The sequence below is a fragment of the Arthrobacter sp. Y3221048 genome (assembly GCF_059092685.1).
On the sequence record NZ_JBNHHX010000005.1, the window covers coordinates 26,898 to 39,852 of the forward strand.

Here is a 12,955-nt window from a genome sequence, read left to right on the forward strand (position 1 = left end):
CCGGAGCTGTCCGGATACCCAGTTCAGTCCGGGGAGGCAATGGCAATGGAAGCACTGGAAATCGCGCGGTGGCAGTTCGGTATCACGACTGTCTACCACTTCCTCATGGTGCCGCTGACCATTGGCCTCGGGCTGCTCGTCGCGATCATGCACACGGCCTGGTACCGCACCGGCAAGGACCAGTACCTGAGGATGACCAAGTTCTGGGGCAAATTGTTCCTGATCAACTTCATCATGGGTGTGGCCACCGGCCTGGTCCAGGAGTTCCAGTTTGGCATGGCCTGGAGCGAGTACAGCCGTTTCGTCGGCGACGTCTTCGGCGCGCCGCTGGCCATGGAGGCGCTGCTCGCGTTCTTCGTGGAGTCCATCTTCCTGGGGTTGTGGATTTTCGGCTGGGGCCGGCTGCCCAAAGCGGTGCACCTGCTCAGCATTTGGGGCGCCTCGCTGGCCACCGTCTGTTCGGCCTACTTCATCCTGGCCGCGAACTCCTGGATGCAGCATCCGGTCGGCGTTGAAATGGTCGACGGGCGGCCGGTGATGGTGGACGTCTGGGCGGTGCTGACCAACAACACCCTGCTGGTGGCTTTCCCGCACACAATCTTCGGCGCCACCTCGGTCGCCGGCGGTTTCCTGCTGGGCATCAGCTGGTACCACCTGTGGAAGCGCCGCCGCGACGGCATCGACACCGTAGGCCCGGACGGCACGGTGGTCGTGGGATCGGATCCGGCACGCGGCAGGGATGCGGCCGACCACAAGGTCTGGCTCCGCTCGCTGCGGATCGGCGCCGTCGTCGCCGTCGTCTCCTTCGCCGGCGTGTCCCTCACCGGGGACCTGCAGGCCAAACTGATGTTCCAGCAACAGCCCATGAAGATGGCGGCGGCGGAGGCCGCCTGCCACGACGGGACCGGCTTCTCCATCCTGACGGTCGGCGACCTCGGCTCCAACGACTGCGACGACATGGTCGCCGTGGTGGAGTTGCCCGGACTGCTCTCCTTCATGGCCAACGGCGACTTCGACACCGAGATCCGGGGCATCAACAGCCTGCTGCCGGAGTACCAGGAGCGCTTCGGGACGCACCTGCCCGACAACCCGATCTACGGCGAGCGCGCCGGCAGCGAAATCGACTACGTGCCGGTCATGGAAGTCACGTACTGGGGCTTCCGGATGATGATCACCTTCGGCATGTTGGCAGCCGCGGCCGCCGCCGTCGCCCTGTGGGTGGTGCGCAAGGGCACCGTGCCCGAATCGAAGTGGCTGATGCGGCTGGCCGTGCTCGGAATCCTCGCCCCGTTCGGCGCCAACTCGGCCGGCTGGATCTTCACGGAGATGGGCCGCCAACCGTTCGTCGTCGCACCCAACCCGGACCCCGACGGCATCGACAACGTCTTCATGTTCACGGCCGCGGCCGTGTCGCCGGGCGTCTCGCTGGGGGAGCTGATTTTCTCGCTGAGCGCCTTCACCCTGGTCTACGGCTCACTGCTGGTGGTGGAAGTGAAGCTGCTCGCGGCCTACTGCCGCGGCGGTGTGCCCGCGGCGATGCCCGAACTGCTGCACGCAACGTCCGCGGATGGCCCGGGCAAGGACGACGGCGGCGACGGCACCGGCGGCCGCGGCAAGGACGGAGACGGAAACAACGGCGACGGCAAAGACACCGATGATGTGCTCGCCTTCGCGTACTGAACCGGCTCCTACGGATCGATAAGGACGGCTACATGGAAACCCTGCCCACCATCTGGTTCATTGTCATCGCCTTCTTCTGGACCGGGTACCTGTTCCTGGAGGGATTCGACCTCGGCGTCGGCATGATGATGCGCGGCTTCGCCCGGAACAACACGGAGCGCCGCGTGCTGCTCAACACCATCGGCCCGGTCTGGGACGGCAACGAAGTCTGGCTGGTCACCGCGGGGGCTGCCACGTTTGCGGCTTTCCCCGAGTGGTACGCCGCCCTGTTCTCCGGCCTGTACCTCCCGCTGGTGCTGGTGCTGCTGGCCCTGATCTTCCGCGCCGTCGGCATCGAATACCGCGGCAAGGTGGACACCGATCGGTGGCGGGCCCGCTGGGACTGGGCGATCGCGCTGGGCTCCTTGGTCGCGGCCTTCGGCGTCGGCGCCATGCTCGCCCTGACCACCACCGGCCTGCCGCTCAACGCCAACGGCGACCGCGTGGGCGGACCGTTCGCCTGGTTCAACGGCTATGCAGTGCTCGGCGGGCTGGCAGTGGTCGGCTTCAGCCTGGTGCACGCGGCGGCGTTCCTGGCGCTGAAGACCGACGGCGGGATCCGGTTGCGGGCCAAGGCGCTGGTCCTGCGCTGGCTGCCGGTGGCGCTGCTGCCGATGGCCGCCTGGGCGGCCGTGTTGGTGCTGCGCCACGGCAAGGCGCTGACGGTGGCGACGCTGCTGGTCGCCGCCCTCGGTGCGGCGGCGGCCTGGCTGCTGGCCAAGGCCGGGCGGGACGGACTCTCCTTCGCCGGGCTGGGCATTTTCGTGGTCGCCGGGACGGCAACCATCTTCACCGCGGTGTTCCCCACCGTGCTGCCCTCGACCGTCGACGAGGCATTCAGCCTGACGGTGGGTTCGGCGTCGTCCTCGGACTACACGCTGGGCGTGATGAGCGTGGTGGCGTTGTTCGGCATCCCGGCGGTGCTGGTCTACCAGGGCTACACCTACTGGGTGTTCCGCAAGCGCGTGAGCGCATCCGCCATCCCCGCAGCACACGCCGTCACCGCACAGTGAAGCCGATGCTTCCGGCGGGCGCCGCCGGCAAACGTGCGCTCTACCTGCTGGGGCTGGCCGCGGCCGTCAAGGCCGGCGGCTTGGTGATGCTCGCTTCGGCGGTGGCCGCCGGGGTGGCGGGCGTGGCGGCCGGGACTTTCAGCTGGGATGCGGTGCTCCTGCCCGGCGCGCTCGGCGCCGTACTGCGCGCGGCCGCGGCGTGGGGCCAGGATGTCGCGGCGCAGCGGGCGGCGGCCGGGGTCAAGGAGGACCTGCGGGCCCGGCTCGCTGCGCGGATCCTGCACGACGGCGGCGGCTCCCCGGCCGGGGGCGACCGCTCCGCCCTGGGTGAGGGCGCCCTGAGCGTGCTGGCCACCCGGGGACTGGACAACCTGGACGACTATTACGCCAAGTACCTGCCGGCGCTGGTGACCTGCGCCACGGTGCCCCTGCTGGTGGGGCTGCGGATCCTGGCCGCTGACTGGGTGAGCGCGCTGATCGTGGTGCTCACGCTGCCGCTGGTGCCGGTCTTCATGATCCTGATCGGCAAGCACACCGAAGACCGGACCAAACAGGCCGCCGCGGCTTTGGACCGCCTGTCCGACCACCTGCTGGAACTGGCCCGCGGACTCCCGGTCCTGGTCGGGCTGGGCCGGGCTGCCGCACAGACCAGGGCCCTGGGCGATGTCGCCCGCGCCTACCGGGAGCGGACCCTGGCCACCCTGCGGGTCGCCTTCCTGTCCTCACTGGCACTGGAACTGATCGCCACCATCTCCGTGGCCGTGGTGGCGGTGTTCGTGGGCATCCGGCTCGTCTACGGCGAAATGGACCTGGAAGCCGGACTGCTGGCCCTGATCCTGGCTCCGGAGTGTTTCCAGCCGCTGCGCGACCTCGGCTCAGCGCATCACGCGAGCGAAGACGGCCTGGAAGCCCTCGAACGCAGCAAGGCCGTGCTGGACGCGCCGCCCGGCCGGCCGCTGGTCCCCGCTTCGGACGCCGGGCATCGGTCCGGGGCCGCCGGCAGGGAAGCGCCCCAGCTGCGGGTCGCGGGGCTGGCTGCCGGCTACCCGGGCCGCGGCCAGGTGCTGGAAGGGCTGGATTTCACGGCACCGGCCGGCCGCATCACCGCCCTGTCCGGACCAAGCGGGGGCGGCAAGACCACGGTGCTGGAGATCCTGGCCGGCCTGCGCCGGGACGGGGCCGGCATCCACCTGGCCGGCCAGGTGTCCGGCGTCGACCGCGGCCGGATCGCGTGGATCCCGCAGCACCCGGTTCCCTCCGAAGCCACCGCGGCCGAAGAGGTGGCCCTGTATGCGGGGCTGGCAGGACCGGCCGGGCGTGCGGCGGCGGAGGAAGCGCTGGCGCGGGTCAATGCCGCCGGTTTGGCGGACGCGGACACCGGCGACCTCAGCCCGGGAGAGCTGCGCCGCGTGGCCGTGGCACGGGCCTTGGCCCGGATCGAACATGTCCCCGGTGTGGACGTGCTGCTGGCCGATGAACCCACCGCACACGTGGATGAGCGCAGCGCCCGCGCGATTCAGGCCGCGCTGCACGGGCTCCGCGGCCGGGTGACCACGGTGCTGGTGGCACACGACCCGGACACGGCGGCGCTCGCCGACCACGTGGTGCCGGTGATGCCGGCGCCCGGGGGAGTTCCTGCCGCCCCGGCGCGTACCGGCGGTCCGCGGCCCGCGGCACCGGAGGCCGAACGCGGCGGGCCCGCGCCCGAATCCACGGCAGGCTCCCGAACGGAAACGCCGGGGGAGGGCGCCGCCGGCGCCGGGCCCGGCCTCTGGCGGCAGGCGGCGCTGCTGCGGCCGTGGAGCCCCCGCTTCCTGGCGGCGTTGTGCTTTGGCCTCGGCGCAGCGCTCTTCGCCGTCGCGTTGGCGGGCCTGTCCGGCTGGCTGATTGTTTATGCCAGCGAGCAACCGCCCATCCTGTACCTGATGACCTCCATCGTCGGCGTCCGGTTCTTCGGGATCGGACGCTCGGTCCTGCGCTATCAGGAGCGGCTGAAGCTGCACGACGCCGTCTTCGAAAGCACCGACCGGCTGCGGATCCGGCTGTGGAACGGGCTGCTGCAGCGGCCGGCGGCGTGGCGGCGGCTGGCCCGCGGCGGCGGCGCCCTGGAACGGCTGGTCGGAGATGTGGACGAACTGCGGGACATCGCGCCCCGCGCCGTCTTCGCCCCGCTGATGGGCCTGCTGGTGGCCGCCGCGTCCTGCGTGGCCACGGCCCTGCTGATGCCCGCGGCCCTGGGGTGGCAGCTGCTGCTCTCGGGGATCTGCGTGGTGGGTGCCCCCGCCGTGACGCGCGGGGCCGACCGCCACGCCCAGGCGACGAACGTGCGGGTCAAGGGCAGGTCGCTGAACGCTTTCACTCGGCTGCTGGCGGCAGCGCCGGACCTGGCCGCAAACACGGCGGCCGGGCCGCTGCTGCAGCGGGCCCGCCGCCTGGACCGGGAAGCCACCGCCGCCGTGCAGCGCAGCGCCTGGGCGCAGGGCCTGGGACACGCCCTGACCGTGCTGACCTGTTCCCTGTCCGCGGTGGTGATGATCGGTTCCGCCGGTGGAACAGTGCCGGGGGCGGCCGCCGTCGTCGTCCTGATGCAGTTGGCGCTGGCGGAACCGTTCATGGCGGTGAACACCGCCGTGCAGCAATGGGGCGCCTGGCGCGAGGCCGGTGCGCGCGTCATGCCGGAGCTGGGCACCAGCGGCGCGGGTCCGACGGGCGAAACGCGGCGGGAAGCCCCGGTCGAAACGTTGGAACTGCGCAACGTTTCCTACCGGTACCCGGGCGCCGGCCACGACGCCTTCACCGGAGTGGACCTGCGGGTGGAGCGCGGACAATGGCTGGCGGTCACCGGCCCTTCGGGCAGCGGGAAGTCCACGCTGCTCGGTGTGCTGCTGGGCTTCCTGCCGCCGGCATCCGGCCACTACCTGGTCAACGGAATGGCCGGCGGGGCGCCGCGGTCCGCCATCGCGTGGATGCCGCAGGAGGCGCACCTGTTCAACTCAACGCTCCGGGCCAATCTCCTGCTGGCGCGCCCGGCCACGGACGCGCCGACCGAAGAGGAGATGTGCTCGGCGCTCACCGCCGTGGGGCTGGGCGGATTCCTGGCCGGGCTGCCGCACGGGCTGGGCACTCGGATCGGCCCGGGCGGGCACTTCCTCTCCGGCGGCCAGCGCCAGCGGCTCGCCGTGGCCCGGGCGCTGCTGGCCGACTCGGACGTGGTGCTGCTGGATGAACCGACCGCGCACTTGGACCGCGAGGCGGCGGACGCGTTGCTGGCCGACCTGCGCCGCGGGCTCGCCGGCAAAGCAGTGGTCATGGTGACCCATGACGAGCGGCAAGCCGCCTGGTGCGAGCACCGGCTGCGTCTGGCTACCGGCTACGCCGCTGCCCTAAGCTGAGGCAATGACCGATCCCGACCTGCCGGACCTTCCCGGCGGAGTCCTGCGCTGGCGCCCCATGTCCGCCTCGGACATCGAGGGCTGGCACCAGTTGATCCGCCGCATGGCCGCCGTGGACCAGCCGGTCTGGGTCGAGACGACGGCGGACCTGGCGGAGGCGTTCGACGACCCCGCCAACGACCCGGCGCAGACCACGGCCATCGGCGTGGACGCCGACGGAACGGTCCGTGCCGTGGGGCGGGTCTACGCGAACGCCGGCTCCGCGGCGGCCCACACCTGGGGCGGCGTCGACCCGGAATGGCGCCGCCGCGGCATTGGCAGGGCGCTCTACGACTGGCAGGCCGAGTGCCAGCGTCGCCGGTTCAGCGCGGCCGGCATCGCCGGCGGTGTCCTGCGGACCAGCACCGAAGAACGGGACCCGGCGCACAACGCGCTGATGGCCGCCGTGGGCGCCACGGTGGTGCGCTACTTCACCGAGATGACCCGGCCGCTGGAGACGATTCCGGAAGCACCGCTGGCCGAGGGGTTCGCGTTCGTCGACCTGGACCCGGAGGACAGCGAGGCCGTGAGGCTCGCCCACAACGAGGCCTTTGCGGACCACTGGGGCAGCGAGCCCAGGGACGAGCGCCGGTGGAACACCCTGGTGAGGCATCCGCAAACCAAGCCGGAGTGGAGCATGTCGGTGGTGGAGGCCTCGTCGGGCGAGACGGTGGCCTACCAGGTGGCCAGCTTCGACCCCGAGTACAAGCTGCAGTCAGGGTACGACGAAGGGTTCACCAATCTCCTCGGCGTCCGCAGGCCATGGCGCGGCCGCGGGCTGGCCCAGGCGCTGTTGGCCGAAGCGATGCGCCGGTTCCGGGCCGGCGGGATGGCACACGCCGGCCTGGGCGTGGACACGCACAATCCCAGCGGGGCACTCGCACTCTACACGCGGATGGGCTACGTGCCCACCCAGCGCTACCTGGACTATGAACTGCCGCTGACCTGACGCGGGCAGGGGCCTGCGCCCCGGCGTCGTGCAGGGCGGCCGGCCGACGGCTACGCCCCGACGTCGTGCAGGTGATGCATGACGTCGTGCAGGAAGTAGCTTCCGAGCGTGGTCACCGTGAAAGCCGAACCGTTGCTGCGCCTGCCGCGCCGGTCCCATTCGGCCGGGGTCACCGCATTGAAGCCGGCGGCCACCTCCGCCGCGGCCGCCGCCAGTTCCTGGGCCACGGCGAGCGGGTCCTGGCTGCCGTAACGCCCCTTTACGGCCGCGGCGTTCTGGTCCCAGTCGGCAAACTCCGGGTTGTCCTGGCTGAGCATCAGCTCCAGCCGGGCATCGAACACCCGGCAGACATCACGCACGTGCGCCGCGTACTCCAGCACCGACCACGTCGAGTCGTTGGGGCGGACGTGGACGCCGGGCTCCGCCAGGGCCGCCTGCCAGCGGGGCACCGTGGCCAGCACCGCCGGTCCGATCCGGTCCGGCGTGACGCCGGCCGGGTCGAAGCCGCATTCCGGGCAGGGCCGCTCGGTGACCCACGTCCAGTCCTTGGTGTCGGGGATGATCGCCATGCAGCCAGCTTAGGAGTCTTCCGCCCCCTGCTGCGATAGGGAGGGACCGACGGCGTCCACCGGCTGGGACAACGGGATGCCGGAACCGTCGCGGCGGCCGTGTTCGGTGGGCAGGGCCCGCGAGGCGCCGTTGGACGAGCTTGCCTTCGCCGGACCGTGCCCGGCCCACGCCAGCGAGAGTATGTCCTCGCCCTTCAGGAAGCGGTGCGCGCGCACTCCGCCGGTAGCGCGGCCCTTGGCCGGGTACTCGGTGAACGGGGTGACCTTGACCGAGCCGGGGGAGGTGCCCGGCAGGGCTTCCCGGGTGGAGGCGACGGTGACGACGACGGCGTCGGCATCCCCCGCGGCGACCGCACCAAAGAACGCCACGGCGTCTTCCGCGCTCAGCTTGATGCCCGCGACACCGCCGGCTGTGCGGCCCTGGGCGCGCACCGCCGAGGCCGGGAAGTGAAGCAGTTGCGCCTGGCGGGTGATGAAGACCAGTTCGTCGTCGTCGGCCGGGACGCTCAGGCCCACGATGTAGTCCTTGGGCTTGAGCGCGATGATCTCCCAGTCGTCCCGGTTGAGCGGGTAGTCCGGGGTCACGCGCTTGACGATGCCCTGCGCAGTGCCTAGGGCCAGGACCTTGTCCAGCGGCGCCAAAGCCACCAGGGATTCGCCCTTCGCCAGGGTCACGAACTCCTTGACCGGGACGCCGCCGGCCAGGTTGGGCGATCCGGCAGCGGCGGCGAGCACCGGCATGTCCAAGACCGGGAGCCGCAGCATCCGGCCCAGCGAGGTCACGGCTCCGATTTCGGCCCGCGCCGTGGTCTTGACGACGGACGCCAGGACATCGTGCCTGATCCGCTGGCCGTCCGACAGGGGCTCCTGGTCCACCGTGCGGGCGAGCTGGCCGGAAGCGGAGAGCAGGACCCAGCACGGATCGTCCGCGATCTGCAGCGGCAGGGCGGCCTTGGCGTTCTTGCCGGCGGCCGCGGGAGCCGGCAGGGCGGTGCCGCGGAGCGGGGCCGCCGCCTCCGATTCGAGCAGCACGGTCCGCCGCGGCGTGGCGTAGAGCGCGGAAACCTCGCCCAGTTCGTCGGAGACCAGCTGGCGCAGCATGGCCTCGTTGGCCAGGATCTCCTCCAACCCGGCGATTTCGCGGCGCAGTTCGTCCTGTTCCTTCTCGAGCTCGATCCGCGAGTATTTGGTCAGCTGGCGCAGCCGCAGTTCGAGGATGTGATTGGCCTGGATTTCGGACAGGTCGTAGATGGCCATCAACCGTTCGCGGGCGGCGGCGGCCTCGTCCGAGGAGCGGATGATCTGGATGACCTCGTCGATGTCCACGATGGCAATCAGCAGGCCTTCGACCAGATGCAGCCGGTCCTTCTTCTTGCCCAACCGGAACGCGGTGCGCCGGCGCACGACGCCGATGCGGTGGCTGAGGTAGACCTGCAGCAGTTCCATCAGGCCCAGCGTGCGCGGCTGCCCGTCGACCAGCGTCACATTGTTGATGCCGAAGGAGTCCTCCATGGGCGAATAGCGGTACAGCTGCGCCAACACGGCGTTGGGATTGAAGCCGTTCTTCAGCTCGATGACCAGGCGCAGGCCGTGCTGCCGGTCGGTGAGGTCCACGATGTCGCTGATGCCCTGCAGCTTCTTGGACGTGACGGCGTCCTTGATCTTTTCGATCACCTTCTCCGGGCCCACGCCGTAGGGCAGTTCGGTGACCACCAGGCCGGTGCGGCGGGCTGTGAGCTTCTCCACCTCCACCTTGGCGCGGGTCTTGAAGGAGCCGCGGCCGGTGGCATACGCATCGCGGATGCCGTCCAGGCCCACGATCTTGCCGCCGGAGGGCAGATCGGGTCCGGGGACGAACCGCATGATGTCCTCGAGGGTGGCGTCCGGGTTGGCGATCAGGTGCTGGGCCGCGGCGATCACCTCGCCGAGGTTGTGCGGCGCCATGTTGGTGGCCATGCCCACGGCGATGCCGGAGGAACCGTTGACCAGCAGGTTGGGGAAAGCGGCCGGGAGTACCGCCGGCTGCATCAGCTGGTTGTCGTAGTTCGGAACGAAGTCCACAACGTCTTCGTCCAGGTGGTCGGTCAGCGCCAGGGCCGGCGGCGCGAGGCGGGCCTCGGTGTAGCGCGGTGCCGCGGGACCGTCGTCGAGCGATCCGAAGTTGCCGTGGCCGTCGATCAGCGGCATGCGCAGCGAGAAGGACTGCGCCATCCGCACCATCGCGTCGTAAATGGCGGCGTCGCCGTGCGGGTGCAGCTTGCCCATCACCTCGCCGACCACGCGGGCGGACTTCACATGCCCCTTGTCCGGCCGCAGCCCCATCTGGGACATCATGTAGAGAATGCGGCGCTGCACCGGCTTCAACCCGTCGCGGGCATCGGGCAGTGCGCGCGAATAGATCACCGAATAGGCGTATTCGAGGAAGGAGCCTTCCATCTCGGAGGTCACGTCGATATCGACGATGTTCTCCGTGTAGTCCTCTTCGGGGGCGGGAGTCTGGCGTCGGGGCATGGGTAGAGCTTCGGTCCTTAGCTAAAAGTTGCGGATACAGTGAGTTTATGGCGCAAGAGGCTGATTCCCCCGATTATCCGGATTATTGGGAAGCGGATGTCGTGCTGCGCGACGGCGGGACGGCGCACCTGCGCCCGATCGTCCCGGCCGATGCCGAGGCCCTGCAGGCCTTCCACGTGGGGCAGTCCGAGAGCTCCATCTACCTGCGCTTTTTCACCTTCAAGTCCAAGCTCAGCGCCCGCGAACTGGCCCGCTTCACCAACGTCGATTACGTCAACCGGGTGGCCTTCGTGATCACCATCGGCGACGAAATCATCGGGATTGGCCGCTATGACAGGCTGGACGATCCCGCCGAAGCCGAGGTCGCCTTCAACATTTCGGATGCCCACCAGGGCAGGGGGCTGGGATCCATCCTGCTGGAGCATCTGGCCGCCGCCGCCCGGGAAAACGGCATCAGCAAGTTTTCCGCCGAAGTGCTGCCGGAGAACCGGAAGATGATCACCGTCTTCAACGACGCGGGCTACGAGGTGCGGCGCCATTTCGACGACGGAGTGGTCGCCCTCGAGTTCGACATCGACCCGACCGATCGCTCCCGTGCCGTGATGGCCGCGCGGGAACACCGGGCCGAGGCCAAGAGCGTGGCTGCCCTGCTGGCGCCCGGATCCGTGGCCGTGATCGGCGCCAGCCGGGACTGGGGCAGCGTGGGCTACTCGCTGCTGGAGAACATCATCGAAGCCGGCTTCACCGGCCCCGTCTACGCCATCAACCCGCAGGCCTTCGAACTGAACGGCATGATCTCCCACGCGGCCATCGCCGACGTCCCGCACCCCGTGGAACTCGCCGTCGTCGCCGTCCCTTACGAGGAAGTGCCCAAGGTGGCCCGCGAATGCGCTGCCGCCGGGGTCAAGGGAATCCTGGTGGCCAGCGACGGCTTCTCCCAAGCCGGGAACGAAGGGTTGCAACGACAGCGCGAGCTGGTGCGCCAGGCCCGCGCCCACGGCATGCGGGTGATCGGCCCCGGTTCGCTCGGACTCCTGAACACCGACCCGGCCGTGTCGCTGAACGCCTCGATGGCGCCCGCCATGCCGCCGCGCGGGCCGCTCGGGCTGTTCAGCCAGTCCGCAGCGATCGGCGTCCTGCTCTACACCGCCGCCAGCCGGCGCGGGCTGGGCCTGTCGTCCACCGTGTCGGCGGGGAACCGGGCCGACGTCTCCGGCAACGATGTGATGCAGTATTGGGAAGACGACCCGGCCACCAAGGCGGTGGGGCTCTACCTGGAATCCATCGGCAACCCTCGAAAGTTCTCCCGGATTGCGCGCCGGCTCTCGCGCAGCAAGCCGGTGATCGTAGCCAAGTCCGACGTGATGGGACTGCAACTGCCGCCCGGCCACGCGGTGCGCACAACCCAGGCCCCGCTGGGCGCCCTCGACGCGATGTTCCGCCAGTCCGGCGTGATCCGCGTAGAGACCAACGAAGAGCTGATGGACGTGGCGCAGGTCCTGGTCAGCCAGCCGCTTCCGGCCGGAGCCAACCTGGCCGTGTTCAGCAACTCCATGGCGCTGGGCAACGTGGTGGCCGACGCCGCCAAGGCGCACCAGCTGGACGTGGTCCGGCGGGAGGTGGCGCTAAACCTGAATACCGGCCAGTCCAACGCGCTGCCGATGCTTCGCCGGCAGGTGCGGCAGGCACTGTCCGCACCCGAGGTGCACGCCGCCGTCGTCACCCTCCTTCCCGCCACCGGAATCCAGACCTCCCTGCTGGCGGAGGTGCTGCGGGACTGCGCCGAAGAAGCCGGCAAGCCGGTGGTCGCCTCCTTCACCGGCGTGCTCGATCTGGCCGAACGGACCGACGGCTTGCTCGCCACCGGAGGCCGCGTTGCCGAGGGCGGGTTGCAGCGCGGCCTGCCCAGCTTTGCCAGCCCCGGCAGCGCCGTGAACGCGCTGGCGGCAGTGGTCCGCTACGCCGAATGGAAGGCCCGCGACCAGGGCGACTTCGCCGAACCGGCGGGAACCGACCCGGCCGAGGCCCAACGGCAGATCGACGCCCTGCTCGCCGGGGTCACGGGGACCGACCTGCTGACGCCTACCCCCGCGCAGACCGCCCGGCTGCTGGGCTGCTACGGCATCACGGTGCAGGAGTCGGCCGGCTTCACGCACGACGACGAGGCCGTGGCCGCTGCCGAACGGCTCGGCTGGCCCGTAGCCGTCAAAACCACCGATGCGCGGCTGCGGCAACGGCTGGACCTCGGCGGGGTCAGGCTGAACATCACCGACGAGGCGACCCTGCGCGCCAACATCGCGCACATGCGGGCCAGCCTGGCCCCGTTCGGCGACATCCCGCTGGAAGTCCAGTCGATGGTGCCCGCGGGCCAGGCCTGCACCATCCGCTCGATCGAGGATCCGCTCCTGGGCCCGGTGGTGTCTTTCGGGCTGGCCGGCGACGCCGTCAACCTGCTGGGGGACTGGTCCCACCGGATTCCCCCGCTGACCACCGTGGATGTGGCGGACCTGGTCCGCGGACCCCGCGCGGCCGAGAAGCTCTTCGGCTACCAGGGCCTGCCGGCGGTGGACGTTCCGGCGCTGGAAGACCTGATCGCCCGTGTGGCGCAGCTCAAGGACGAGCATCCCGAGGTTGCGTTGCTGGAACTCAACCCGGTACAGCTCTCCGACCGGGGCCTGGCCGTGCTGAACGCCGAAATCCGGCTCGGAAACCACGCGCACCGCACCGACAGCGCGCGGCGCGCCATGCGTGACTAAACCGTCC

The 12,955-nt window shown here is 70.3% G+C and carries 7 protein-coding genes; 5 read left to right on the forward strand and 2 right to left on the reverse strand.

Going from position 1 to position 12,955, the window contains the following annotated elements; all coding sequences use genetic code 11:
• Positions 1-45: 45 nt before the first annotated feature.
• From AC5RVS_RS14800 to AC5RVS_RS14815, 4 genes are read left to right on the forward strand one after another with little or no spacing between them, the layout of a single operon-like run.
• Complete coding sequence (locus AC5RVS_RS14800; RefSeq protein ID WP_494108709.1) at positions 46-1,680, forward strand: cytochrome ubiquinol oxidase subunit I; 1,635 nt, start codon at positions 46-48, stop codon at positions 1,678-1,680.
• A gap of 32 nt (positions 1,681-1,712) precedes the next feature.
• The gene (cydB, locus tag AC5RVS_RS14805) at positions 1,713-2,732 is read left to right on the forward strand and encodes a cytochrome d ubiquinol oxidase subunit II (RefSeq protein WP_493987431.1); all 1,020 of its coding nucleotides are present in this window, start codon (positions 1,713-1,715) and stop codon (positions 2,730-2,732) included.
• 5 nt (positions 2,733-2,737) lie between these two features.
• The gene (cydD, locus tag AC5RVS_RS14810; RefSeq protein ID WP_494108710.1) at positions 2,738-6,124 is read left to right on the forward strand and encodes a thiol reductant ABC exporter subunit CydD; all 3,387 of its coding nucleotides are present in this window, start codon (positions 2,738-2,740) and stop codon (positions 6,122-6,124) included.
• Positions 6,125-6,128: 4 nt separating this feature from the next.
• Entirely contained in the window at positions 6,129-7,112 is a 984-nt protein-coding gene (locus AC5RVS_RS14815; protein ID WP_494108711.1) for a GNAT family N-acetyltransferase, read from the forward strand.
• A gap of 50 nt (positions 7,113-7,162) precedes the next feature.
• Here AC5RVS_RS14815 and AC5RVS_RS14820 read toward each other — a convergent pair whose 3' ends face one another.
• Both AC5RVS_RS14820 and AC5RVS_RS14825 read right to left on the reverse strand, forming a co-directional pair.
• Positions 7,163-7,681, reverse strand: a complete 519-nt coding sequence (locus AC5RVS_RS14820; RefSeq protein WP_494108712.1) for a DinB family protein — start codon at positions 7,679-7,681, stop codon at positions 7,163-7,165.
• Between the two features lie 9 nt (positions 7,682-7,690).
• Positions 7,691-10,192: a DNA gyrase/topoisomerase IV subunit A gene (locus tag AC5RVS_RS14825; protein WP_494108713.1), complete on the reverse strand. Its 2,502-nt coding sequence runs from the start codon at positions 10,190-10,192 to the stop codon at positions 7,691-7,693.
• Positions 10,193-10,239: 47 nt separating this feature from the next.
• On the opposite strand from AC5RVS_RS14825, the gene AC5RVS_RS14830 reads away from it, so the two are divergent.
• Positions 10,240-12,948, forward strand: a complete 2,709-nt coding sequence (locus AC5RVS_RS14830; protein WP_494108714.1) for a bifunctional acetate--CoA ligase family protein/GNAT family N-acetyltransferase — start codon at positions 10,240-10,242, stop codon at positions 12,946-12,948.
• The last annotated feature ends 7 nt before the right edge of the window (positions 12,949-12,955 follow it).

Excerpts from the sequence above, each read along its gene's own strand:
- AC5RVS_RS14830 (WP_494108714.1), top strand. The coding sequence starts at position 10,240 with ATGGCGCAAGAGGCTGATTCCCCCGATTATCCGGATTATTGGGAAGCG.
- cydD (WP_494108710.1), top strand. The coding sequence starts at position 2,738 with ATGCTTCCGGCGGGCGCCGCCGGCAAACGTGCGCTCTACCTGCTGGGG.
- AC5RVS_RS14820 (WP_494108712.1), bottom strand. The coding sequence starts at position 7,681 with ATGGCGATCATCCCCGACACCAAGGACTGGACGTGGGTCACCGAGCGG.
- AC5RVS_RS14800 (WP_494108709.1), top strand. The coding sequence starts at position 46 with ATGGAAGCACTGGAAATCGCGCGGTGGCAGTTCGGTATCACGACTGTC.
- cydB (WP_493987431.1), top strand. The coding sequence starts at position 1,713 with ATGGAAACCCTGCCCACCATCTGGTTCATTGTCATCGCCTTCTTCTGG.
- AC5RVS_RS14815 (WP_494108711.1), top strand. The coding sequence starts at position 6,129 with ATGACCGATCCCGACCTGCCGGACCTTCCCGGCGGAGTCCTGCGCTGG.
- AC5RVS_RS14825 (WP_494108713.1), bottom strand. The coding sequence starts at position 10,192 with ATGCCCCGACGCCAGACTCCCGCCCCCGAAGAGGACTACACGGAGAAC.